This is a genomic window from Acinetobacter sp. NIPH 2699, from assembly GCF_022549355.1.
GTDB lineage: Bacteria > Pseudomonadota > Gammaproteobacteria > Pseudomonadales > Moraxellaceae > Acinetobacter.
In genome coordinates this window covers 89579-112949 of the sequence record NZ_JAKZGL010000003.1, presented here as the reverse complement: position 1 = coordinate 112949, position 23371 = coordinate 89579, and the positions used below count along the sequence as shown (strand labels likewise).

Annotated in this window: 25 protein-coding genes; 11 read left to right on the top strand and 14 right to left on the bottom strand. The window is 40.3% G+C overall.

What is annotated here, in order from left to right; genetic code table 11:
- Nucleotides 1-54: 54 nt before the first annotated feature.
- The gene (locus MMP72_RS04070) at nt 55-462 is read right to left on the bottom strand and encodes a GNAT family N-acetyltransferase (protein WP_151776224.1); all 408 of its coding nucleotides are present in this window, start codon (nt 460-462) and stop codon (nt 55-57) included.
- A gap of 321 nt (nt 463-783) precedes the next feature.
- Here MMP72_RS04070 and MMP72_RS04065 point away from each other — a divergent pair, with 321 nt between their 5' ends.
- The 4 genes from MMP72_RS04065 to MMP72_RS04050 all read left to right on the top strand — a co-directional run bounded on the left by MMP72_RS04065 (nt 784) and on the right by MMP72_RS04050 (nt 2877).
- Nucleotides 784-1503 carry an SDR family NAD(P)-dependent oxidoreductase gene (locus tag MMP72_RS04065; RefSeq protein WP_241314795.1) on the top strand — a complete coding sequence of 240 codons (720 nt, stop codon included), beginning with the start codon at nt 784-786 and terminating at the stop codon, nt 1501-1503.
- Between the two features lie 173 nt (nt 1504-1676).
- Entirely contained in the window at nt 1677-1907 is a 231-nt protein-coding gene (vapB, locus tag MMP72_RS04060) for a type II toxin-antitoxin system VapB family antitoxin (protein ID WP_241314793.1), read from the top strand.
- Complete coding sequence (locus tag MMP72_RS04055; RefSeq protein ID WP_241314792.1) at nt 1904-2299, top strand: type II toxin-antitoxin system VapC family toxin; 396 nt, start codon at nt 1904-1906, stop codon at nt 2297-2299. Before vapB ends, MMP72_RS04055 begins: the two co-directional genes overlap by 4 nt.
- 125 nt (nt 2300-2424) lie before the next feature.
- Nucleotides 2425-2877 carry an ABZJ_00895 family protein gene (locus MMP72_RS04050; protein WP_241314790.1) on the top strand — a complete coding sequence of 151 codons (453 nt, stop codon included), beginning with the start codon at nt 2425-2427 and terminating at the stop codon, nt 2875-2877.
- A 57-nt stretch (nt 2878-2934) separates the two neighbouring features.
- Here MMP72_RS04050 and pyrE read toward each other — a convergent pair whose 3' ends face one another.
- Complete coding sequence (gene pyrE, locus MMP72_RS04045) at nt 2935-3585, bottom strand: orotate phosphoribosyltransferase (protein WP_241314788.1); 651 nt, start codon at nt 3583-3585, stop codon at nt 2935-2937.
- A 41-nt stretch (nt 3586-3626) separates the two neighbouring features.
- On the opposite strand from pyrE, the gene MMP72_RS04040 reads away from it, so the two are divergent.
- Complete coding sequence (locus MMP72_RS04040) at nt 3627-4451, top strand: exodeoxyribonuclease III (RefSeq protein WP_241314786.1); 825 nt, start codon at nt 3627-3629, stop codon at nt 4449-4451.
- A 441-nt stretch (nt 4452-4892) separates the two neighbouring features.
- Complete coding sequence (locus tag MMP72_RS04035) at nt 4893-5243, top strand: arsenate reductase (protein ID WP_241314783.1); 351 nt, start codon at nt 4893-4895, stop codon at nt 5241-5243.
- A gap of 61 nt (nt 5244-5304) precedes the next feature.
- Here the strand turns inward: MMP72_RS04035 and MMP72_RS04030 are convergent, their stop codons facing one another.
- The gene (locus MMP72_RS04030) at nt 5305-5742 is read right to left on the bottom strand and encodes a DUF2147 domain-containing protein (protein WP_241314781.1); all 438 of its coding nucleotides are present in this window, start codon (nt 5740-5742) and stop codon (nt 5305-5307) included.
- A 188-nt stretch (nt 5743-5930) separates the two neighbouring features.
- On the opposite strand from MMP72_RS04030, the gene MMP72_RS04025 reads away from it, so the two are divergent.
- Both MMP72_RS04025 and MMP72_RS04020 read left to right on the top strand, forming a co-directional pair.
- Nucleotides 5931-6842 carry an alpha/beta hydrolase gene (locus tag MMP72_RS04025; RefSeq protein ID WP_241314779.1) on the top strand — a complete coding sequence of 304 codons (912 nt, stop codon included), beginning with the start codon at nt 5931-5933 and terminating at the stop codon, nt 6840-6842.
- A gap of 282 nt (nt 6843-7124) precedes the next feature.
- Complete coding sequence (locus MMP72_RS04020; RefSeq protein ID WP_241314777.1) at nt 7125-8312, top strand: GGDEF domain-containing protein; 1188 nt, start codon at nt 7125-7127, stop codon at nt 8310-8312.
- A 34-nt stretch (nt 8313-8346) separates the two neighbouring features.
- Here MMP72_RS04020 and MMP72_RS04015 read toward each other — a convergent pair whose 3' ends face one another.
- The 6 genes from MMP72_RS04015 to MMP72_RS03990 form a co-directional block, all read right to left on the bottom strand.
- Nucleotides 8347-10011 (bottom strand): ABC transporter ATP-binding protein, encoded by a 1665-nt coding sequence (locus tag MMP72_RS04015; protein WP_241314775.1) that lies wholly within the window; start codon nt 10009-10011, stop codon nt 8347-8349.
- Nucleotides 10012-10100: 89 nt separating this feature from the next.
- Nucleotides 10101-10796, bottom strand: a complete 696-nt coding sequence (locus MMP72_RS04010) for a glutathione S-transferase family protein (RefSeq protein WP_241314773.1) — start codon at nt 10794-10796, stop codon at nt 10101-10103.
- Nucleotides 10797-10798: 2 nt separating this feature from the next.
- Complete coding sequence (dsbD, locus tag MMP72_RS04005) at nt 10799-12652, bottom strand: protein-disulfide reductase DsbD (RefSeq protein WP_241314770.1); 1854 nt, start codon at nt 12650-12652, stop codon at nt 10799-10801.
- Nucleotides 12653-12732: 80 nt separating this feature from the next.
- Nucleotides 12733-13500: a transporter gene (locus MMP72_RS04000; RefSeq protein WP_241314768.1), complete on the bottom strand. Its 768-nt coding sequence runs from the start codon at nt 13498-13500 to the stop codon at nt 12733-12735.
- Between the two features lie 30 nt (nt 13501-13530).
- On the bottom strand, nt 13531-14076 hold the full coding sequence (locus MMP72_RS03995; RefSeq protein ID WP_241314766.1) for an ankyrin repeat domain-containing protein: 546 nt from the start codon (nt 14074-14076) through the stop codon (nt 13531-13533).
- Nucleotides 14077-14220: 144 nt separating this feature from the next.
- Nucleotides 14221-14592, bottom strand: a complete 372-nt coding sequence (locus MMP72_RS03990; RefSeq protein WP_241314764.1) for an HPF/RaiA family ribosome-associated protein — start codon at nt 14590-14592, stop codon at nt 14221-14223.
- Between the two features lie 502 nt (nt 14593-15094).
- Between MMP72_RS03990 and MMP72_RS03985 the strand changes: the two genes are divergently transcribed.
- The 3 genes from MMP72_RS03985 to MMP72_RS03975 all read left to right on the top strand — a co-directional run bounded on the left by MMP72_RS03985 (nt 15095) and on the right by MMP72_RS03975 (nt 17320).
- The gene (locus MMP72_RS03985; protein ID WP_241314762.1) at nt 15095-15820 is read left to right on the top strand and encodes an outer membrane protein OmpK; all 726 of its coding nucleotides are present in this window, start codon (nt 15095-15097) and stop codon (nt 15818-15820) included.
- Nucleotides 15821-15950: 130 nt separating this feature from the next.
- The gene (locus MMP72_RS03980; RefSeq protein ID WP_241314760.1) at nt 15951-16505 is read left to right on the top strand and encodes a GNAT family N-acetyltransferase; all 555 of its coding nucleotides are present in this window, start codon (nt 15951-15953) and stop codon (nt 16503-16505) included.
- A gap of 77 nt (nt 16506-16582) precedes the next feature.
- The gene (locus MMP72_RS03975; protein ID WP_241315147.1) at nt 16583-17320 is read left to right on the top strand and encodes a hypothetical protein; all 738 of its coding nucleotides are present in this window, start codon (nt 16583-16585) and stop codon (nt 17318-17320) included.
- Between the two features lie 385 nt (nt 17321-17705).
- Here the strand turns inward: MMP72_RS03975 and urtE are convergent, their stop codons facing one another.
- The 5 genes from urtE to urtA all read right to left on the bottom strand — a co-directional run bounded on the left by urtE (nt 17706) and on the right by urtA (nt 23319).
- Nucleotides 17706-18404: an urea ABC transporter ATP-binding subunit UrtE gene (gene urtE / locus MMP72_RS03970; RefSeq protein ID WP_241314758.1), complete on the bottom strand. Its 699-nt coding sequence runs from the start codon at nt 18402-18404 to the stop codon at nt 17706-17708.
- 10 nt (nt 18405-18414) lie between these two features.
- Entirely contained in the window at nt 18415-19242 is an 828-nt protein-coding gene (gene urtD / locus MMP72_RS03965) for an urea ABC transporter ATP-binding protein UrtD (protein ID WP_241314756.1), read from the bottom strand.
- Nucleotides 19243-20313 (bottom strand): urea ABC transporter permease subunit UrtC, encoded by a 1071-nt coding sequence (gene urtC, locus MMP72_RS03960; protein ID WP_241314754.1) that lies wholly within the window; start codon nt 20311-20313, stop codon nt 19243-19245.
- Nucleotides 20314-20317: 4 nt separating this feature from the next.
- A complete protein-coding gene (gene urtB / locus MMP72_RS03955; protein ID WP_241314752.1) occupies nt 20318-21952 on the bottom strand; it encodes an urea ABC transporter permease subunit UrtB in 1635 nt (544 codons plus the stop codon).
- A gap of 89 nt (nt 21953-22041) precedes the next feature.
- Complete coding sequence (urtA, locus tag MMP72_RS03950; protein WP_241314750.1) at nt 22042-23319, bottom strand: urea ABC transporter substrate-binding protein; 1278 nt, start codon at nt 23317-23319, stop codon at nt 22042-22044.
- Nucleotides 23320-23371: the final 52 nt, after the last annotated feature.

Sequence of the window (23371 nt, the reverse complement as noted above, 5' to 3'; positions counted from 1 at the left end):
ACGTATAACGCCCATTATGTTAAATGGATCGAAAATGAGGTGAGTTTTACATTTTTAATGTTCTGTTCCAGAATAGATCCACATAGGCTCTGTTTTACCTGCTCTACAGAATCCCAGTGATTCATAGAATGAAATAGCATTACCATCAGCTGTAAGCATTTTTTGATGAAAGTCCTTATACCTATCTAACATTTCTTTCATCATTAACTTACCAATTCCTAATCGTTGAAAATCAGAGTGGACTAACATGTGTGGAAAATAAACAACTAAATAGCCATCTGAAATAGCATTACCTAGTCCAACCAATCTGCCATCATATCTAGCAGTAACCAAACTATGAGAGTTTCTTAAGGCAGATAAAAGCTGCTCAGGCTTCTTTGCTGATGACCAATTGTTTGCCAAATATAGTTCTAATACTTCCTCTGTATTTATTTGATCGTTCATTGATATTAATATTTCCATTTCAATCCTCTTAAAACAACTCTATGGTATTTTTATTTTTTCTAAAATTAACATAATACGCCTTATGCGAAATACTTAAATTTTTCCTTTTCGCATCAATATCTTAAATTAAGCCGTTCTAGAGTTCAGCACATTGGAACGGCTTTTTTGTGATTTTTCACGTTCCACGCTTAGTTTTCAATCATTATTTCCAATAATCGATTAGTTAAGCTAAACACGAAACTCTCACATATTTTGCCTAATAACTAAATTTAGTCCTTGACCTCAAGCTAAGTTGAGCTTTTATAGTTGCCTTTTAATCTTAGATACTTGAAAAAATTGATGAGCAATTCGAATAAAACATTTCTCATATACGGCGTCAGTAAAGGTCTAGGCAAAGCCATTGTTCAAGCTGTACCAAAGCCAACAGATACCGTCTATGGCGTATCTCGCACCCAACCACAAGAAATGCCGAATTTAAACTGGATTCGTGCTGATCTATCTAAACCAGATCAGGCTGTAAGTAAGGTAAAAACAGCAATTGGACAGCAAAAACTTGATGTACTGATTTACAATGTGGGTATCTGGGAACAACAGGCATTTAGTGAAAACTATAATTTTGCAGATGTTTCTGCTACTGAAATCAACCAAATCATTAACATCAATATCACCACTTGCATCCAATCTATTCAATCACTCATTGAAAATCTAAAACGCTCTGACAAAGCCAAAATCATTCTGGTCGGTTCAACTTGGGGTGTTGATAATCATAACGGTAAAGAATTTGTTTTCTCAGCAACCAAGTTTGCTTTAAGGGGCATTGCTCACTCCCTCAGAGAAATCTTACGTGAACACTTAATTGGGGTAGGTGTGCTTAACCTAGGCTACCTTGCCAGTGAATATGAAATCGACAATCATGTTGAAGAAGTCCTAGAGGAAACTGAATATTCCTTAATTCCTTTGGCAGATGTGATTCATGCGATTAATTTTATTATTTCAACCAGTAAGGCAAGCTGTGTCAAAGAAATCTTGATGCCTGCGATGCAGGATCAGAATGTGTAGTTTTTTCGCTTCGGTTGTAATTATATAAATGATCTTTCATGCTTAAGCGTCAAATACATCCTCCACCAGCGTATCGTTTTTCTTTTCTCGTTATCCCAACCTCGCTTTAAAAGAATGTCCCTTGATGATATGATATATATTAATGATACATACCGAAGTATTAGGAGGTAAATATGGAAATTGCGAAAGTGTTTAAAACAGGTCGCAGTCAGGCAATTCGCTTGCCTAAAGCCTTTCGTTTTAATGGTACTGAGGTAGCGATCAAAAGCTTTGGTCGTGGCGTGTTACTCATGCCCATCGACAATCCTTGGGATGTAATGTTAGAAGCTGTCAACGAATTTGAGGTTGGGTTCCAGTTAGAGCGAGCAGATCAAGGGGAACAAGAGCGTGAGGAGTTCAGATGATTTACCTCTTAGACACAAATATTTGTATCTATGTGATCAATCACAAACCTCAGCACGTCTTTGAACGCTTTAAACAGTACCAACTTGGGCAGCTTGCAATTTCGAGTATCACTGCATCTGAACTTGCTTTTGGTGTAGAAAAGTCTGGATCTGAACGCAATAAGCAGGCATTAAACAAATTTTTATCACCTTTAGACATCTTAGCTTATGATGAGCATGCTATTTGGCATTACGCTAAATTACGCTATGACCTTCAATCGGCAGGTAAACCTATTGGTAACTTAGATATGTTGATAGCTGCCCATGCTTTAGCGTTGGATGTCGTCTTAGTCACGAACAATACCAAAGAATTTGAACGCATTGATGGTCTAAAGTTAGAGAATTGGGTCTAATTTTATGCCCCCTCTGAAAGGTTAGCATTCACATAAAAAAATTAAAGTTGGATCACTAGTTTAAAAAAAACTGTACCTTAAAAAGAAATGAATCTACTATATTTTTAAACGATTAGAGAGGTATTATGATTAAAAAATATGTGCTTAATTTTACTGCTAGTTATCTATTCATGATTATCTTATTGGGCATTATTTCTATTTTTATTGATATTTCTGGAGCGATTAGTTCTGTTATCATTCTTCTGGCAGCAGCAGCTTACACATCAGCAAAATTTGTAACTGACCAAAATCGTATTCCTGATCATTCTGAAAAAAGAAAACTCGTTTGGTGGTGTTTCTTCTCATCAATCGCCCTCAGTACTATATTAATATTGGCTTATTCAATTGTAGATAGAGGTTTTGATTCATTTATTGAAGTTATTCAATCCATTTTAAGCGAAGTTCCACTTTGGATATTAATGATCAGCCTTACGATTTCATTACTGGTTCAGTATTGGATTCTAAATTATAGTTTTGGTCACGTTGCACAGAAAAGATTGGGGAAAATGAGAAAAGACCAACTAAAAAGCCAATTTTAGTCCCTTTGTTTTGTAACAAAAAAGGAAGCCTTCGCTTCCTTTCCTACCACCTAAAACTTAGATGCCATATTTTTCACGATAAGCCTGCATATTTGCCAAAGCTTCTTTCTCACCTTTCGCATCCAAATAATCCATCAAATCTTTCATAGTAATGAGTGCATGCACAGGGATTTCGAGTTCTTTTTGAACTTCCTGAATCGCAGAAAGCTCCCCCTGACCACGTTCTTGACGGTCTAACGCGACCAATACACCGGCAATCGTCGCACCTGCATTTTTTAAAATCGTTACAACTTCACGAATCGCAGTTCCCGCAGTGATGACATCATCAATGATCCAGACCTTTTGACCTGCAACCGATGCACCGACCAACATACCGCCTTCGCCATGATCTTTGGCTTCTTTACGATTAAAGCCCCAAGGCACACTCTTGCCATGCACTTGAGACAATGCCACGGCTGTCGCTGCAACAAATGGAATCCCTTTATACGCTGGGCCAAAAATCACGCCTACATTATCACACTGTAACAATTTATCCGCATAGCCTTGCGCTAAAAGTGACAGTGCTTCACCATCATTGAGCAAACCTGCGTTAAAGAAATAAGGACTGACACGACCTGATTTTAAGGTAAACTCACCAAATTTAAGCACACCACGTGATAATGCGAGTTCGATAAAAGCTTGCGGATGAAATGACACAGGCGTTGTCATATAAGGTGCTCCAAATTCTTCAATTGAGGTTAAACAGACGTATGATACCAAAGGATAGCTATCCAAGTGATGTAAAAATTCTTCGAGTCGTTTCAATTAACGTGAATGGACTGCGCGCATCCGTAACCAAAGGACTATTGGAATGGTTAGAACAGTCCGATGCTGATGTGGTGTGCATGCAAGAAAGTCGCATTACCCATGAACAATGGACCGATAAATTTAAACCTGAAGGTTGGTATACCCACCTGTTCCCTGCTGAACGTGCAGGCTATGCAGGCACGGCGATTTATAGCCGTCTACCGTTTGTCTCAGTAAAAAATGGTTTAGGCTTTGAATTAGCGGATTCACAAGGTCGTTTTATCGCGGCTGAATTTGATTTAGGGCTGTCACATCCTGTTCATATTGCCTCGTTATACTTGCCATCAGGATCAAGTGGTGACGAAGCGCAAGCACGTAAAGATTTATTTCTACAAGAATATGCCCAAATACTAAAACAATGGCGAGATGAAAATAAATCGATCATCGTGTGTGGTGATTACAATATCGTGCATAAACGCATTGATATTAAGAACTGGTCAGGCAACCAGAAATCATCAGGCGTCTTGCCCCATGAACGTGCATGGCTTGATCATATCTATGATGAGTTGGGTTATGTGGATACTTTCCGTGAAGTCCGTCCCGAAGCAGAATTGTACTCATGGTGGTCAAATCGTGGGCAAGCCCGTGCAAAAAATGTCGGTTGGCGTATCGACTACCAAGCATGTTCTCCAGACTGGAAAACACGCACTGCAAACGCATGGGTCTATAAAGAACAATGGTTTAGTGATCATGCACCTGTGATTATTGACTATAAAATACACGATTAAGTGAACAGTTGTTCACTTTGGCCACTTCTTTGACTTACACACCATGTCGTTTTTTGTGTATTTTTATTTAGCGGCTGTATCGGCATTATAGCTGCACGGCACAGGGAAGCGGTCAGGATGACCACAAAAGGATAGGACGCCGTAGGAAGACAAAATAAACTTAGTTTAAGTTTATTTGCAAGGATGAGACATTGGACGTTGAAATGAGACCCGCATGATCAGGATGATTAAATGCGGGTTTTCTCTTTTTAGATATTAGATATTTTTTCTCAGCTTTCACTTCAATATTTTTTATCCAAATATCGAATGGATTGGATCATCCCATTGTTACGCAACATCGCTGCCATTTATAAACTTTATCAACAATCTAGGCTGGCAAAGCACGACCTTTATGCGTTAGGCTTTTAATCATATCGTTCACTCTTTTCTATGGTTTTCAGCATGTTTAAAATTTATGGTATTAAAAACTGTAATTCGATGAAAAAAGCCTTTGATGCATTACAGGCAAAAGGAATCGATTACCAATTTCATGATTACAAGAAACAAGGTATTGATGCTGCAACGCTAGAAATCTGGCTTAAAGATATTGGCGTAGATAAGGTGCTAAATAAAAAAGGCACCACATGGCGTAAATTAACAGCGGATGAACAGGCACACGCAACCAGCAATGAACAAAATCTGATTGAGGCTTTAATCGCGCAGCCAAGTTTAATTAAACGTCCAGTACTGCAAACGCCACAAGGTTTTATCATTGGCTTTGATGAGGCTACTTATCAAAACTTATCGGCTTAAAGCAGGCATCACATAAAAAAACCGAGTCATCTGACTCGGTTTTTTTATTTATCAGGATAACTTAGTTAGAACGTACCCACGTTTGGTTGCGACCTAGTGCCGCAACACCGATATAACCGCGTAATTTCAGCTTTTGACCACCGTCAGTGAGTTCAGCTTTGAGTTTATAGGTTTTACCATTTTTTGGATCAACGATCGAACCACCATCATAATTTACACCGCCCGCATTTTTCAGATTGCGAACAATGACCACACCATTCAGTGATTTATTACGAAATGGGCCTTCACATTTCGTACAAACGCTTTCTTGGCCTGGAACTAAATACTTCTGAATCGATGCAGATAATGAACCGTCCTTTTGTTCAGTAAACTTGACGATTGCTTTTGGTTGCTTGGTTTCATCATCAATGGTTTGCCAAACACTACCGTGTAATGCATCTGCCGCATTGGCAAAAGCAGTCAAACTAAACAATCCTAGTGCTAAAGCAATTTTCTTCATTTTTGTAATATCCTTAATGGGTCTTTTAAGACTAAGAGTATTGAGAACTTCCATCAATTTTGCAATTCTTGATTGTGACTATTAGGTACAATCTGAACAGCTGCAAAACCCTGCTCTAATCACAAGAAATGTGGACTAAAATCAAGTGCTCTCTTAGTTGTATACTGCTCTAACAATATGGAAAAATTATGAAATTTGGTACTGTTTGGAAATATTATTTTACTGAATCGCTACTCAAAGCGACGATCCGTACACCAAGTCAATTCAATGTCGCACCGAATGCTTTGCGTCCCGTATTGGACCAATTATGTCGCTTATTTCCACACAACCCGACAGTACGAATCCGTCCTTTACGTTTGGCAGGTATCCGCGGTGAAGAAATCAAAACCCAAGCCGCTGCAACTCAACTCATTTTTCATATTCATGGCGGCGCTTTTTTCTTAGGTAGTCTAAATACTCATCGTGCTTTAATGACCGATATTGCAGCATGTACACAAATGCAAGTCATCCATATTGACTATCCACTCGCACCTGAACATCCATTCCCTGATGCAATCGATGCAATCTTTGATGTCTATCAAACACTCCTTGTTCAAGGGATTAAACCCAAAGACATCATTGTTTCTGGTGATTCCTGCGGTGCAAACCTCGCATTAGCACTCTGCTTACGTTTAAAACAGCAACCTGAGTTGATGCCAAGTGGCTTAATTTTAATGTCGCCTTATTTAGATTTGACCCTCACCAGCGAATCATTGCGTTTCAATCAAAAGCACGATGCCTTACTTTCAATTGAAGCCTTACAAGCAGGGATCAATCATTATTTAACTGAGGAAATCCAAGCGGATGATCCTCGAGTATCGCCACTGTTTGATGATTTGACGGGTCTACCGCCAACACTGGTTCAGGTAGGATCAAAGGAGATTCTGTTGGATGACTCAAAACGCTTCCGCGAAAAAGCGCAGCAAGCGGATGTCAAAGTGATCTTTAAACTCTATACAGGGATGTGGCATAACTTCCAAATGTTCAATGCATGGTTCCCTGAAGCCAAACAAGCCTTGGCAGATATTGCTCAATTTGCACAGCGAATTGATCGTGACTAAGCATTTTTCATTTTGTGTAAAAAATGGTCAGCTATGGCTGACCATTGTCATTCCTCATTTATTTTTGTCATCATAAAATTAAATTGATCGAATATTCAGATCATAGTCTATTTTTCAAAAAAATTTCCCGTTCTGATTTGCACTCAAAAGCCTAAAACTAAACTTTTTTCTCGTTTTAAAGATGCTATTGTTACTTTAATAATCGTTTCTTGCTCGTTCTGATGACGAATTTACATTTATAAAGTTTCTTAGGAATCTCATTGCATATAAGGATGCATGCCAATGATGAAGATTCATTTTAAGCGTTTGGTAAATAGAGAGAAATGGAATTTCTCGCAATTCTGGGAACATGAACCACTCATTAACTGGAACATGTTAAAGAAATCTATTCTACTGCTCATACTTGCTGCATTTATGACCATTTTTGGAATTATTTGGGACAGCCTTATCTTACTTAATCCCATCACATGGCAGTGGGTAAATGTACCGTTGGTTTATTCTAAACTATGGACCAACGTGATTATGCTGTTTGTTTTTTTAAGCCTAATCGTGCCTTGTTATCGCTACAAAGACAAAGCATGGGCACATGAAATCATTCCGATTTTAAGTGTACAGCTTTTTACTGTACTGCTCTGTCATACCAGTTATTTGATCGGAAGTTTTAGTCCTGCCACCATGGTGGTGTATGTCAGCGTCGTCGCGGTTGGTTTAATTTTATTTAATCGCAAAATGATTTATTGCGCACTTATTCCAGCAACGATTGCTTTGCTGTTTTGCAATGTTCTGAGTATGTATGGCGTACTCCAGTACGCCCCTTTGTTTAATCCAGAGATTATGAGTCAGGCAAAAATGCATCCCTTTTGGGTAGGGAGCATGTTGTTCTTCCTGTTACCTATTCTGATTGCTTGTTTATTTCTGTTTGAAATTTTACTGACTCAGTGGCGTTCACGAGAGTTGGCAATTCAGCATCTGAGCCGTCTCGACCCACTAACCGATGTATTAAATCGACGGAGTATTAGTGCTTATTTAGAAAAATTACATCAACAACCCAACGCATTATATTCACTTGTATTGCTTGATCTGGATCACTTTAAAAATATTAATGACCATTTTGGACACAGCATGGGAGATCAGGTTCTGATTCAAGTCGCGGAATGCTTAACCAAGCATTTGCGGGATCAAGATATAATCGGCCGTTTTGGTGGCGAAGAGTTTATTTTATTATTGCCACATACCACGACCACCCAAGCACAAAATATCGCCGAACGTTGTCGTTTAGCGATTGCAAATCTACGTTTCATGACAGAAGATCAGCAAGAGTTTTCTGTCAGTGCCAGCTTTGGGATCAGTAGTTCCCTCAGTGCCGATGAGCCACATCTTATTATTAGTCAGGCGGATCAAGCGCTTTATGCTGTTAAGGCAACTGGACGGAATCAAGTCCAGATTTTTGAAGATTTGATGAGTCGTTAAATGTCCAAAGATAGAATAACCATTGAAAATAAGACTAGGTTAAAGATGTTGTAACTCTGAATAATTGCTCAACATCAATAATTTCATCTGCAAGATCTTTACATTCTTGGGAATGTGTAATCACGATTAATGTTTCAATATTTTCATTGAGGAAATTTAAAATTCTGATGCTTGTATGTGAATCCAGTGCTGAGGTTGGTTCATCTAAAATGAGCACTTTAGGTTTCTTTAGCACTGCACGTAATATATTTAAACGTTGCTTCTCACCGCCTGAAAAACTCTTTAGATATTCATTGATATCATCATCTAATGAAAGATTTTTATCTGAAAGAAGATGTTGTAGATCAAAAATTCTAAGCAGTTGTGAGATCTCATCATCGGTATAAGCATACTGAGTATTATAAATTAGGTTTTCTCTTAAAGAGCCAGTAAAAATAGAATAGTTTTGCCCAACAAAAGCCACTTCATCAAAAATTTTAGTAGAGTACTGTTGAGTAATATCTAGATCTTTATAAAATAACTGCCCTCCCTTTAATTTATAAGCACCTAGCATATAGTTAATTAAAGTTGATTTTCCAGCCCCAGTTTTTCCAATAATTGCGTACATCTTATTCTTATATAAATCCAAGTTTACTTCAGCACTTAACTTACCACCGACGTCTAACAATGCATTCTTAAATGAAAATAATAAATGATCATTCTGATACATCCTATTATTTAACTTGTCTTTTTCAAATTCAAAGTAACTATAAAACTTTTCTACTGCTACAACATTACCTGCAAGTAAGTTTATTTGTTGAGAAATCATAAGCGATGGCATGGTGAGCATCATGATATAAGAGCTGATCATCACCATATCACCTGTCGTTATTTTTCCTATAGAAAACAATTTGGTTGAAAGAAGTAAAAATCCAAGCAAGAATAGAAATATAAAAGCGATTTGAAAGATCATTAAACAAGCAATTTTTAAATGGCTATTAAAACTTTGATCAATAAATTTTTTCACATTCCTCTTGAAATAATCAACTTCAAAATCAACAGCATTATTCATTTTGATCTCATAAGCATTATTTATCTTTTCAAGGAACTTACTGTCTAAAATATTTTTGATTGAATAGAGTGGTTCATAATATTTTTTACTCTTCCTGTTGATAAAAACAGAAATCAAGAACAGCCCAAATGCTGTCCCAAGGAAACCTAGAGCAAAAATCACACTAATGTTTACACTAAGAATATAAGTAATAAAAACAAGCTGTAATACCACAGGGAAGAAAGCAAGCAAGAATGCAAAAGTGATCATAGAAAAAGCATGACTTGCTCGTACTGCCTCTGCATTAAATACTCCAATATCGACTTTATCTTGCCTAGACTTTTCTATTCTAAGATAGTTTTCCAAACTCGCAATGAGTACGGAAGTCTCTTGTTTTGCACTAATCAAGCCACTTAGCGCATTTTTAACCCATTCAATAATCTGGGATAAAAACCAAGCTAGGCAATATGAAAGCACTAGAATATAAATATAATTAATACTTTCATTTTGATGTGTGTTATCAATAATAAGCTTAATAAAGTAAGGAAGAATCGTTGTAATAAGACTTGTGGCAATAACCAAGCCAATAAGAACAATTAAATGTTGCTTCTCATTTTTATAAAATTTATTGGAAACACGCCACATTGCTTTATAAGTTTTTAAAGACACCGAACAGTTTCTCCTATTATGGCTATGTTTCAAGCCATAATATCACTCATGTTTTCATTATGAGGGGGAGTTCTTTGTTTGGATTTTGTCTAATTCGTCAAATACTCTTCACGATTTTGACGATACGGCTCATCAAAAGGTACAAACATCTGTTCTTGTTTAGCTTCGGTGATCCACTGCTGAACCGATGGCAAAGACAAGATTTTTCTCATATAAGCTTGGCTTGAAGCAGATACAGGAAGCCGGAAACACACAAAACGCATCACCACAGGCGCATAAAAAGCATCAGCAACACTAAACTCGCCACATAAAAAGCTATCTTCACTTGGGCGTTCAGCCCAGATTTGTTCAATACGTGCCACATCAGCACGAAGCTGATCATGCTCAGCCCAAAGTTGCTGACCAATATGAGCCAAATCCGCTTCGACATTCATTGGACAAAGATTACGTAGACTTTGAAAACTGCTGTGCATTTCTGCACTGATACATCGTGCTCTGGCTCGTAACTTTTTATCTTGTGGCAGCAAACCTTTTTCAGGATATTGCTCAGCCACATATTCACAAATCGCCAAGCTGTCCCAGACCACCACATCACTATCCAACAGCAAAGGTACTTTACCCGTTGGGTTTAGTTTTAATATTTCGGTCTTAAACTGGCTCTCAGGTTCAAAGCTATCAAATTGAATTAAATGCTCCTGAAATGGAATTCCCGCTTGTTTTAATAAGATCCACGGGCGCATTGACCAAGTTGAGTAATTTTTATTGCCAATAGATAAAGTATACATACTTATGATTTTCCTTTAAATAAAGTCAGTTGTTGTAATAAATCTGCCTTTTTGAAAGCGCCAGTCAAACGCAGCGAACGAATTTCTTGTCGTTGCTGATCTAAAAACAAATAGGTCGGTGGTCCTAAAATATCCCATTGCTTGAGCAAAGCTTGATGAGAAGCGTCATACTGACTGAGATCCAGCTTAATTAAATAATACGGCGACAACGCCTGCTGCACTTCTGCATCTTTTAAAATACGGTGCTCGATTGGCTGACATGCCACACACCAATCTGCATACACATCAATAATAATGCCTCGACCTCTTGGTGCATTGGCTAACACTTGTTGGAATTGATCAGCGGTCTTTGCCACATGCCATGTCGCTAATTTTTCAGCCTGAACCGAACCAAGATTCTGAATATGTTGATATTGAGTATAAGCAAGAAATGGGATCGTGAGGATTAACAACAGAATATACAGCCATTGCAACTTACCCTTTTGGGCGAATAATCGATAAATTGCATAAAGAATAAAAGCTAAACCTAAAATAAGGCTAAGCAGTTGCATCGCTAACTCTGGCAATAACGGACGGACAAAATAAAGGCTTAATGCCAGCATTAAAAAGGCAAAAATCACTTTAATCTGATGCATCCACTCGCCTGCTTTAGGTAAGGCTTTCGCACCTAAAATACTCGCAAGCAATAGGGGCAGTCCCATCCCGAAACCCAGTGTGAACAGCAGTAAAGCACCTTGCCATTGATTTTGGTTTTGTGAAATAAACAATAAGATCCCAGCCAATGGTGCAGTCATGCAAGGTCCAACCAATAACGCTGAAATCATGCCCATGACACTGGCACCAATTAAAGTGCCGCCTTGTTGCATCGACTGCATGCGATCTAGTTGATTGACCCATTTTTGTGGCAGTTTAAGTTCATACAAACCAAACAGGTTTAAAGCAAATACAATAAATAACAGGCTAAATGCAATCAAAGTTGCAGGTTGTTGCAACCAACGTTGAAAGTTGAGTCCAGCCGCCGAAGCAATCAAGCCTAATACGGCATAAACCATGGCCATACTGACCACAAAGGTAAAGGCAATCGCCCATGCTTTCACTCCTTTATTGTCACGGACAATCAATGAGGTGAGAATTGGTAACATGGGTAAAGAACAAGGCGTAAAGGCCAGTAAGATCCCTAAACCCAGAAATAACAAGACACTATATGCCAGTGAGTGTTGCGCCAAGGTCGTGGACCACTTTTGGTCTTGTGCCAGACCTGCTGAATCAGTCGTAGCGGGATCTACAGGAGATAATGCCTCATCTGAGACCGTATCAAATGCTGTGGTCTGAGTATTTAAGGCATTGGCAGAACGGGCAACATCTAAAAAACGTTTTTGTGAATGTGAACCTGTATTTTGGACACTGACCAGACCATCAGCATCGGTCTGAAATTCAATATTTTGCGGTGGATAACAAATCCGATCTTTGGCACAGCCTTGCCAAGTCACACGATAATGTTGAGATGCTTGTGTTGAGATTTCAAATTCGGCTTGCTGATAATAAACTTGGCTATGTCCATAGTTCTCATCATATTGATCAACCGCTTTAGGCAAAGTTAATGGTACTGGCTGATTGCCTTGTTGTACTTCAAATTTGTGTTGATACAAATAATAGTTTGGTTGAATATTCCAATGTAGACGCGCCTGATTGCGCTCGGTCGATTCAACCGAAAAGGCAAATGCATCTTCAGGGCTTAACAACTGCGTGGATACGTTCTCTTGGGCATAGGTCATCGACCCACACAACAACAATAAACTACCAAGGAAGTAACACATCAGTTCGGAACTGTAGCCACCCTGAGTACATTTTTTCATGATGATTTCTCTTCAGTCAGCCCAATGCTCCCGATGAGATATACAGGAATTCACGGGAGATCATGAGAAGATACTTTTGCTTAAAATAAAACCGATACGCCTAAGCCACCATTGTAGCTTCTTGCATCACCATTTAAATCAACCCCAACACTGGCATCGAGCTGCATACGGTTATTCACGGCATAGACCAAACCTGTGCCTAAACCATATTCGTAATCTTGGCTTTCTGCTTTACGGTAAATAAATTCTGAGTATCCAGATAATTTACCCGCGATTTTATAATCAATGGTTGGAATCGCAGTCACGGCCCAATTACTGTTTTGCGCTTCATAACGCATGGTAATCGAGGTGCCGATCAGGTCACTAAACTCATAGGCCACAGCCGAGGTTAAACTATAGATATCATCATGCGCAGTGAACTCATCATTTCCTGTTGCAAGAATTGCTTCAGCCAACAAAGCCATGGTGAGACGATCATCGTGTAGATTAATGGCTTTTTTCAAACCAATGCTGACATCACCTAGACCATTGTGCTCTTTGGTCATGCCTGCACGTTTATGTTGCTGCCAAACTGGACCTTGCCAGCCGAGTTGTAATTCGAGCCCTTTGGCCAAACCTGTACGCAACAACATGTCACCATTGAGGGTGAGCGTTTTCTCTTTTTCACCATCTACGGTTTGTTGTTGATAGCTGACGGTAGGTAAACCTTGTTCCCACGCGAGCTGACCGACAGGTGTAATTCCTGTACCCATGCCAGCGCCAGGACGATCAAAAGAGAAATCGGCCGCAAAAGCAGTGCTCGCCAGCATCGATACAGCAATAAAACTCAATGTTTGACGTTTATTCATCATTATCCCCTTTCTATTCTTTGACTACGCTTAGGCGGTCAGTTCTTTTGACATTTTTGCGCCATTCTTACGCAGTAACTCAAGTGTTTCACGCTCTTCGGATAATGACTCCGACCAGTCAATTTCATCAAAATCACAGTCAAAGAATAGTTGGCTGATTGACGATAAAATCGTTAAGCCTTCTTCATCACGTGTGTTTGGGTCCACTTTTTCATCCAATAACCGTTGTACGACTGGCGCACAAGCTGAACTTGCTGCATCCCAAAGTGGACCATAGAACTCTTCCGCATCCCACAAATGCAAATTCGCTTTTGCCTGAATGAGTGCATCTAAAATATCTAAATAAACTTTAAGCTGTTGTTGTTTTTCAGTTTCAGTGATGGGTTGATTGGCTTCATAAGCCTCACAAATTCTTTCCCACCATACGAATAAACCATCACAAATGACTGAAACTGGCGGACCTTGCTCAGGATCAATAAAATTTGGGTCAAGCCCTTCAGCAAGTAAAGATTGCACTTGGGCTAAATCGAGTTGTTGTATGGCTTGCACCAAGGCCTGTTGCTGATTGCTTAACATGACCAATTCTCACAATATAATATTTAATGTTTCTATTATGCCGAATATCCCGACAGCTTTTTATAAAACGATCTAAAAATCATGTATAAATTTGATACACGCATAAAAAAAGCCCGAAATTGGGCTTTTTTTATGCGTAGATGATTATGCTTCTTTTACATCTAGGTCGAGGTCATCATCTACATATTCAGGTAAGCCACCACGATGATGGTCTTTTTTCTCATATAAATGCTCCAAACTACGTTTTAACTTATCAATCGCACCATGGATAGAAAAATCAATATTTGCAGCTTTATGCGTCACTGCGACAGGTTTCAGACCTGCTGGGCGAGCTTCGATCATACAGCGTTTATCATGATCTCCCGTTTTGTCCCCATTTTCATCACTAAGATGAACCGAAAAATGTGTAATACGCTCACTATAGCGTTGGAATTCTTGCATTAGCTCTGCACGGACATAACCAATTAAACGTTCACTACCTTGAATGTTTTTATCTGTACGGATTTCAATATTCATAAATATCTTCCTCTCTTTTCTATGAGACGTTTTGACTAAACTTATTATCTAGACGCATTTTGAGCATGCCGTCATTCAGTGCAGTTGTATATTCTGATTGTGTAAATACCTGTAGTCCCCTTGCTTTGCATCTGTCGTTTTTCAGTATGTAAGAAGATCTTCTATATTCCCAATATCCGTCCATAATTAAAAATATGCAAGCTGATTTTTTACATTTTTTATTCAGGTTCGCTCGCACTTCACAGATGATTGCAGCATGAATATACGTGCTACAAAAAAAATTAAACAATATCAGGGCGATTGAGTAGAACTCAGTGACTGCGAATATTAAGTAACAATATGTCTTTAAACAGAATGGCAAGGCGATAAACAAATACGTTAATAAACCACCATTTCAGATTGCGCTGCTCTATACAATTCTTTTGAGCATTTGGTCAAATTTGGCTTTATTTTTGCTTATTTCCTTGTATGCTTTACACGCCTTTTTAGGGGGATCTTTTTAATGCAATTTAAGCAACTTGCGGCGACATGTTTATTGGTATCTACAGCAGCGTTTACTCAAGCAAAACCGATTTGGCAAGATTTTAGCCTCACAGGTTTATACGGTGAGAACTACGAAGTTGTGGATGAAAAGCAAACAACCTTAACGGTTGAATATGCGGCAAAAGTAAAATATGCCGATGTGTTTTTCTTTATGGATCGTATGCGTGGTAGCGACGACCATAAAAGCACCTATTTCGAACTTTCTCCACGTTTAAGCTTGGGTGAAATTTCAGGTCAAAAACTTGCACTTGGCCCAATTAAAGATGTGTTGATCTCGACAACATGGGAAAGCAATAGTGATGACTTTTCTAGTTTTGACAACTTCTTATATGGTGTCGGTTTTGACCTAGATCTTCCATATTTTCAATATGCGAACATCAACTTCTACCGTGCCAACAATGAAAACACCACTGATGACTATCAAATGACAATCGTGTATGCATTGCCATTTAAAGTATCGAACGAAGATTTTTTGGTAGATGGTTTCCTCGACTGGTCAACGGCTGAAAAAGATCATGCCAGCGAACTCAACTGGACCACACAATATAAATGGAATGTTGGTAAACACATTTCACCAGACACACGTTTATATCTCGGTGTTGAACACTCGGTTTGGAATAACAAATTTGGTATCAAAGGCAGCGACGAAAATAACGTCAGTGCTTTGATTAAATACCATTTCTAAAGTTTAGATGTGTTAAAAAACAGCAAGGATTTCCTTGCTGTTTTTATGGCTATCGCTCATATTCGTTTGGGTTGATATTTGTTTTTTTAGCATCATCACATCTTCTTTTGTTATTTGATGACTTTCGCCCATGTCCGTAAATGTTCCACTTGTAGCCAACACACTCGCCCCACATTTTCAGATTCGTTTGGCGACTGAAAATGATCTTGAAGAGATTCTTGCGATCTATAATGCGGAGATACTCAGTGGAACTGCCAATTGGAATGACCAAGCCGTTTCGCTATCTGAATATCAACAACGCTTTCAAACCATGCAACAACAGCAATTTCCCATGATTGTGGTACAGGATCTACACCATCAAAAAGTGGCAGGCTATGCCTATTATGCCGAATTTCGCAGTATCAGTGGTTACCGCCAAAGCATTGAACACTCAGTCTTTATTGACCCAAGTTATGCACGTCAAGGTCTTGGTAAAGCATTAATGTTGCAACTGATTCATCTGGCTACGCAACAACACATGCATATTATGGTTGCAGCAATTGATAGCGAAAATACAGGCTCAATCGTGCTACACGAACAACTCGGATTTGTGCAAACAGGCTATATGCCCCAAGTCGGACAAAAGTTTGGACAATGGCGAGATTTGGTTTTAATGCAATTGCAACTTCATCAGCAGCCAGCATAACAATTTCATCACTGCCATCATGATGTATTGCTCGTTAAAATCAAAAGAATGAGATTTTTAAATAAAGACAAAATATGATGAAAACATCACCAGTATATGTAGCGATTGCCAGTATTTTCGCAGCGACAACAAGTTTCGCTGCATCCTCTTTTGAACAAGAGCTACAACAAGGCTGTGCCAAAGTAAAACAATATGCCCAAGCGGGCAAAAAGTTCTACGATCAGAAGCAATACGCAAAAGCTGTGAAACAATTTGAAGATCAAGCGGCATGGGCGCATTTCTGTCAACTGAATGCAGAAGAAAGTGGCATTCGAATGACGGATCGAGACATTGAAATCGCCAATAATAATGTTGGTCTTAGCTACGCTAAACTCGGCAAACCGCAATGGGCAAGCGTTTGGTTCTTGCGTAATAAAGATACTAAAACCAGCCAATATAATTTAAAACAACTGCCTAAACCGCAAATCTCCAAAGACCTACAAGGGAGCTATGTACGGGCCAATGGCTTTGGACAATGGGACTACATCACCGTCAAAAAACAACAGAATCGGTATCTGATTGACTTTGAAGGCTACTATTTCGGACTTCGAGGGCTGATTTATGGTCCAAATCTAGGGTCATTCGATACCACGATGCCGATCACTGCAAAACAAGCGAACTATCGTTATGAGGATTGTTTGATTCAACTTCAATTTTCAAATGATCCCAAGCATGGTCAGAAAATTAAGGTCGAACAGAACAATGCTGGCTCATCATGTGGTTTTGGACATAATGTCTATGCAGGGGGTACGTTTTATAAAGTTGAGAATAAATAAGTAACCTGAGTTCGATATAAAATTCTCGATGAAATATGATACTCAGAAAAGTCATCCGCAACTGTTTGAGGCAGGACTCCGTTAATAAAGTATTGTTTCTGCGATTCGTTAAGTTAGTTGATGGTAGTCAACGAGTTTTGCGGTGAGCAGCGATAGCTGCGCAAGATGGTTGCCCTTGCGGAGCTTCGCTCCTCATGCCAAAACAAAAGTAGGTCGAGCCTGAGCAAGCCAAAGCGATTAAAGCTTTGGCGAGGCACAAGACGAAGTGGCTTATCCTGAAATTGGATGAGAACTCGATAAGATTCCACCAAAATATTTATCAATAAGTTAGAGAGACATTTAAGTTGAACTCAGGCGAAGTAAAAAGCCTCTTTCGAGGCTTTCATCAAATCGCGACCAACTCTCGAATCCCCTTCTCAGGCATATCCTCACCTCGCCCTTGTGCAATCACCTGCCCACGTGCCATCACTGTATAATTATCGGCAAGCTCCTCAGCAAAATCATAAAACTGCTCCACCAACACAATTGCCATTTCACCTTGATCAGCCAATTTACGGATCACTCGACCAATATCTTTAATAATCGAGGGTTGAATGCCTTCGGTTGGCTCATCCAAGATCAAGACCCGAGGTTCAGATGCCAAGGCTCTGGCAATCGCCAATTGCTGTTGCTGACCACCCGATAAGTCTCCACCACGACGATATTTCATCTCATCCAGCACAGGAAAAATCTCATATAAATGACTGGGCACTTTTCGGGTCTTTGCCCCTGAAAACTTTGCCATGCCAATCAAGATATTTTCCTCAACCGTTAAGGTCGAAAAAATATCACGACCTTGTGGTACATAGGCCAAACCAGCACGAACCCGTTGTTCAGGAGACATCTTGGCAATATCTTTGCCATCTAACAGAATTTGTCCTGATTTAATCGGCAGAATCCCCATCAGACATTTCAATAGGGTGGTTTTGCCCACACCATTGCGCCCCAACACCACGCTACACTCACCGACAGGTGCTTGAAACGACACATCACGCAGAATATGACTACCACCATAGAACTGGTTAATTTCTTTCACTTCTAACATCAGTGTCTCCCTAGCGTCCCAAATACTTTTCAATCACATCTTCATTAGACTGAACCTCAGCCAAGGTTCCCTCAGCTAAGATCGCTCCTTGCGCCAACACTGTGACTTTTTCACTGATGGTGTCAATGAAACTCATGTCATGTTCCACCACCACCAACGTATGGTTTTTCTTCAGTTCCAGACACAGTTCTGCCGTGCGCTCAGTTTCTGCATCGGTCATGCCAGCTACAGGTTCATCCAGCAAGATCAGTTTTGGGCGCTGCATCAGCAACATACCAATTTCTAGCCACTGCTTTTGTCCATGTGACAATAAACCTGCTGGCTTATGGATAAATTCTTGAAGACGGATTTGCTCCAGTGTTTCCTCTAATGCCAGTTGTGCTTCAGGATCTAAACGACTAAACAAACTTTTCTTCACCCGCTTATCGCGTGGTGCAGCTAACAGTAAATTTTCCAGCACAGTAAAATTTTCAAATACAGTGGGCTTTTGGAATTTGCGTCCAATCCCCGCTTCTGCAATCTGTTCTGTACCCATTTTGGCTAAATCATAGTTCTGTCCAAAAAAGGCTGTACCTGTGGTCGGTCTGGTTTTTCCCGTAATCACATCCATCAAAGTGGTTTTTCCCGCTCCATTTGGCCCAATGATGCAACGCAATTCTCCCTCAGCAATATAAAGCGATAAATCATTCAATGCGCGGAAGGAATCAAACCAAACACTGACATTTTCTAAGTACAGCGCAATACCATGACTAAAATCTGCACCCTGTGTTTTGGTACGTCCATAGCCTTCGCCAAGCTGACCGTCATGTTGCGCTGAATTGGTGCTAACATCATTCATTTAGTTGCGCTCCTTTTTAAAGCGGTCAAATAAACCAATCACCCCTTTGGGTAAGAACAAAGTCACCACAATGAACAATGCGCCTAAGATCAATAACCATGCTTCAGGTGCAGCCACAGTAAAATAAGTTTTTACCGCATTGATGAGACCTGCACCCAAAATTGGACCAATCAAGGTACCTCGCCCACCTGCGGCGACCCACACTGCCATTTCAATCGAATTGACAGGATTCATTTCACTTGGGTTAATAATGCCGACTTGCGGTACATAGAGTGCACCTGCAATGCCTGCAATTACTGCCGAAAGTACCCATGCCGAGAGCTTGTACCACAAGGTTCGATAGCCCAAATACTGCAACCGATTTTCACTGTCACGAATCGCACCAAGAACTCGACCATAAGGACGGTTCATCAGTTGACGTAAACCGAGAAAGCACAACATCAACACCAATGCTGTGGTAAAACAAAGCGTCGCGCGCATCGGTGCAGAAGTAATGTCAAAACCAAGGAGTGTTTTAAAACCTGTAAAACCGTTGTTACCGCCAAAACCTGTTTCATTGCGGAAAAATAGCAAGGCCGCAGCAAAGGTCATGGCTTGGGTAATAATCGAAAAATACACGCCTTTGATCTTGGAACGGAATGCAAAGAAACCAAAAATAAAGGCCACAAGACCTGGGATCAGGATCACCAAGGCCATTGCCCAGATAAAATAGTCGGTTCCTGCCCAATACCACGGTAATTCTGTCCAACTGAGGAAGCGCATGAAATCAGGCAGACCATCTCCTGCCGATTGACGCATAAGATACATACCAAAGGCATACCCCCCCAACGCAAAGTACAGACCATGCCCCAAGCTTAAAATACCTGCATAACCCCATACCAAATCCAGTGCCAATGCCACCAAAGCCAAACACATAATCTTACCAATCAAGGTAATCCAATAAGCAGATAGGTAAAATGCAGAATCTGATGGCAATAGATGCAACCAAGGTAGCGTCAATAAGATGCCAAAACATAAGCCAATAGCGACTGCGCTATAGGGTTTATCTGCAAATAAAGAAGTGATTTTCATTGGCTTACTCCACAAAACGGCCTTTGATGGCAAATAAACCTTGTGGACGTTTTTGGATAAACAAAATCACAAGTACCAGTAGAATAATTTTTGCCAATACAGCACCCATGCCAATTTCCAGCATCGTACCGCTGATACCTAGACCCAGTGCCGCCAAGACAGCGCCCCACACTTGTCCAACACCACCCACCACCACCACAAGGAAGGCATCAATAATGTAGTTTTGTCCAAGATCAGGTCCAACATTGCCGACTTGTGCCAATGCGCAACCTGCAAGTCCAGCCAAACCAGAACCCAGACCAAATGCCATCATGTCAATACGAGCTGAACGAATACCCACGGCACGCGCCATTTGACGGTTTTGCGTCACGGCACGCACGAACAAACCAAAACGGGTTTTATTAAGTAAGAAAACCAGAAGCAGCAAGACTGCAATGGTAAATGCGATAATCGCGATACGGTTATACGGCAGCATCAAACTGGGCGTCAGTGCAATACCACCACTCAGCCATGCGACATTAGAGACTTCAACATTTTGTGCCCCAAAGATCATGCGAACCAGTTGCATCAAGATCAAACTCACACCAAAAGTCGCCAGCAACGTTTCAAGTTGACGACCATACAAAGGACGAATCACAGTACGTTCAATCAACATACCGATTAAGGCACTGACCACAAAAGCAGCAGGGATCGCTGCCAATAAATACCAATCGACTAAACCCACAAAATGGGTTTTAAAGAAACTTTGCACCACATAGGTGGTATAAGCGCCGATCATGATCAGCTCACCATGTGCCATATTAATCACACCGAGCAGACCATAAGTAATTGCCAATCCTAATGCCGCGAGCAGTAAAATGCTGGCGGTACTCAACCCTGAAAATACATGCCCTGACCACTCACTGGCCTGAATGCGTGTTTTAATCTTGCTCTTGGCATCAACCAAAGCAATATGCAATTCTTGATTATTGATAGGTTGTGTTAGACGTTGTTCAATCGAAGCCAATACATCAGGACGATTCGATGCAGCCAATACACTGACCGCTGCAATTTGTACAAACACGTCAGGATCATTAAACTCTAATCGTGCTTTTAACTGCGCTAATCTGGCTTTCACTTTATTATTCTGTTCAGCCAAATACAGTTGTTTGACCATGCTCAAATCAATTTCAGCCAGATTATTTTCCAGAATATCAACCGCAACCAAGCGTTGTGACGCATCTTCAGAATCGAGTTTGACTTTTGCTTGCCCAAAATTGAGCGCCTTGCGTAAAGTATTGACCAAAGTAACTTGAGATAAATCGGCAGGCCAATCTTCCAATACCTGTTTGGCAGGGTAACTCAGTAAAGTCTCATCATTTTGTAGAATGTAAGTCTGTCCTGCACCATCGGTATACAACTCATTTTGGTCAATATACGCAACTAACTGATCAAGCTGCTCAATACTGGCTGGCCACTGATTTAACATGGCGCGACGTGTGGCAAAATCTGCTTTTACAAAGCGTTGAATAGCATCTTGAGCAGTGGTAGGTGTTACGATCGGAGCTACTGTTGCCGACGTATTTTGCTCTGCCCAAGCAACGCCGCAAAAAAACTGTGCCATGACGCAGAGCATTGCTAAAACATAGTGTTTCGCCATATGACCCCCCTTGATTAAATCTCGAGTTAGATGATTGAAGCAAAAAATGAAAAGGCCTACTGTCGAAGACAGCAGGCTCTAAAAAATGATTATTTCGGGATATACGGACTCCAAGGCTCAGCTTGGATGGTTTCAGGCGTTTTATAGACCACATCAAATTGTCCATCGGCACGAATTTCGCCAATCATGACGGGTTTATGTAAATGGTGATTACTGGCATCCATTTTTAAGGTATAGCCCGATGGTGCTGCAAAGGTCTGACCTGCCATGGCCTCGCGGACTTTATCTACGTCGGTAGAACCCGCTTTTTCAACGGCTTGTTTCCACATATTGATGCCCACATAAGTGGCTTCCATTGGATCATTGGTCACGACTTTATCCGCATTTGGCAATTTATATTCCACAGCGAATTGTTTGAATTTATTTACGAATTCAGTATTTTTCGGATTTTTCACCGACATGAAATAATTCCAAGCCGCCAAATGCCCCACCAATGGTTTGGTGTCAATCCCACGCAATTCTTCCTCACCCACAGAGAAAGCCATCACAGGAAGATCGGATGCCTTGATGCCTTGGTTGCCCAACTCCCGATAGAACGGAACGTTTGAATCACCATTAATGGTAGAGATCACAGCCGTTTTTTTACCTGCCGAGAATCGTTTAATATTGGAAACAATGGTTTGATAATTGCTGTGACCAAATGGAGTGTACTCTTCCATGATGTCTGCATCAGCAATACCTTTCGACTTCAAGAACGCACGTAGAATTTTATTGGTGGTACGTGGGTAGACATAGTCCGTACCGAGTAAGACAAAGCGTTCAGCCTTACCGCCCTCATCACTCATTAAATATTCCACCGCAGGAATGGCTTGCTGGTTCGGTGCTGCACCCGTATAAAAAATATTCTTAGATTGTTCCTGCCCTTCATATTGCACAGGGTAGAACATTAAACCATTCAATTCTTCCACCACAGGGAGAACCGACTTACGTGATACTGAGGTCCAGCTTCCAAAAATCACAGCAACCTTGTCTTGGGTAATCAACTGACGAGCACGTTCAGCGAACAACGGCCAATCTGATGCAGGATCAACCACCACAGGTTCTAACTTTTTACCCAATACCCCACCATTGGCATTGATTTCATTAATGGTCATCAATGCCGTATCTTTCAGCGAAGTTTCAGAAATCGCCATCGTGCCTGAGAGTGAATGCAAAATACCGACTTTAATGGTTTCACCATCGGCAGGTGCGGCTTTGGTTTCAGTTTTGGTTTGTTCTGTTTTTTCCGCTGGCTTTGAACAGCCAACCAAACCCATCCCCATCATGGCAGCCATAAGCATAGAAATCGGCATTAATTTTTGTTGCATCTTTTTTCTCCACATTTTGGTCTTGTGATATTGACTGAGTGGAGTTATTCAA

Bases quoted from the DNA above. Each gene is read 5' to 3' on its own strand.
- MMP72_RS04070 (WP_151776224.1), bottom strand. From the start codon at position 462: ATGGAAATATTAATATCAATGAACGATCAAATAAATACAGAGGAAGTA.
- MMP72_RS04065 (WP_241314795.1), top strand. From the start codon at position 784: ATGAGCAATTCGAATAAAACATTTCTCATATACGGCGTCAGTAAAGGT.
- vapB (WP_241314793.1), top strand. From the start codon at position 1,677: ATGGAAATTGCGAAAGTGTTTAAAACAGGTCGCAGTCAGGCAATTCGC.
- MMP72_RS04055 (WP_241314792.1), top strand. From the start codon at position 1,904: ATGATTTACCTCTTAGACACAAATATTTGTATCTATGTGATCAATCAC.
- MMP72_RS04050 (WP_241314790.1), top strand. From the start codon at position 2,425: ATGATTAAAAAATATGTGCTTAATTTTACTGCTAGTTATCTATTCATG.
- pyrE (WP_241314788.1), bottom strand. From the start codon at position 3,585: ATGACAACGCCTGTGTCATTTCATCCGCAAGCTTTTATCGAACTCGCA.
- MMP72_RS04040 (WP_241314786.1), top strand. From the start codon at position 3,627: ATGATACCAAAGGATAGCTATCCAAGTGATGTAAAAATTCTTCGAGTC.
- MMP72_RS04035 (WP_241314783.1), top strand. From the start codon at position 4,893: ATGTTTAAAATTTATGGTATTAAAAACTGTAATTCGATGAAAAAAGCC.
- MMP72_RS04030 (WP_241314781.1), bottom strand. From the start codon at position 5,742: ATGAAGAAAATTGCTTTAGCACTAGGATTGTTTAGTTTGACTGCTTTT.
- MMP72_RS04025 (WP_241314779.1), top strand. From the start codon at position 5,931: ATGAAATTTGGTACTGTTTGGAAATATTATTTTACTGAATCGCTACTC.
- MMP72_RS04020 (WP_241314777.1), top strand. From the start codon at position 7,125: ATGATGAAGATTCATTTTAAGCGTTTGGTAAATAGAGAGAAATGGAAT.
- MMP72_RS04010 (WP_241314773.1), bottom strand. From the start codon at position 10,796: ATGTATACTTTATCTATTGGCAATAAAAATTACTCAACTTGGTCAATG.
- dsbD (WP_241314770.1), bottom strand. From the start codon at position 12,652: ATGAAAAAATGTACTCAGGGTGGCTACAGTTCCGAACTGATGTGTTAC.
- MMP72_RS04000 (WP_241314768.1), bottom strand. From the start codon at position 13,500: ATGAATAAACGTCAAACATTGAGTTTTATTGCTGTATCGATGCTGGCG.
- MMP72_RS03995 (WP_241314766.1), bottom strand. From the start codon at position 14,076: ATGTTAAGCAATCAGCAACAGGCCTTGGTGCAAGCCATACAACAACTC.
- MMP72_RS03990 (WP_241314764.1), bottom strand. From the start codon at position 14,592: ATGAATATTGAAATCCGTACAGATAAAAACATTCAAGGTAGTGAACGT.
- MMP72_RS03985 (WP_241314762.1), top strand. From the start codon at position 15,095: ATGCAATTTAAGCAACTTGCGGCGACATGTTTATTGGTATCTACAGCA.
- MMP72_RS03980 (WP_241314760.1), top strand. From the start codon at position 15,951: ATGTCCGTAAATGTTCCACTTGTAGCCAACACACTCGCCCCACATTTT.
- MMP72_RS03975 (WP_241315147.1), top strand. From the start codon at position 16,583: ATGAAAACATCACCAGTATATGTAGCGATTGCCAGTATTTTCGCAGCG.
- urtE (WP_241314758.1), bottom strand. From the start codon at position 18,404: ATGTTAGAAGTGAAAGAAATTAACCAGTTCTATGGTGGTAGTCATATT.
- urtD (WP_241314756.1), bottom strand. From the start codon at position 19,242: ATGAATGATGTTAGCACCAATTCAGCGCAACATGACGGTCAGCTTGGC.
- urtC (WP_241314754.1), bottom strand. From the start codon at position 20,313: ATGAAAATCACTTCTTTATTTGCAGATAAACCCTATAGCGCAGTCGCT.
- urtB (WP_241314752.1), bottom strand. From the start codon at position 21,952: ATGGCGAAACACTATGTTTTAGCAATGCTCTGCGTCATGGCACAGTTT.
- urtA (WP_241314750.1), bottom strand. From the start codon at position 23,319: ATGCAACAAAAATTAATGCCGATTTCTATGCTTATGGCTGCCATGATG.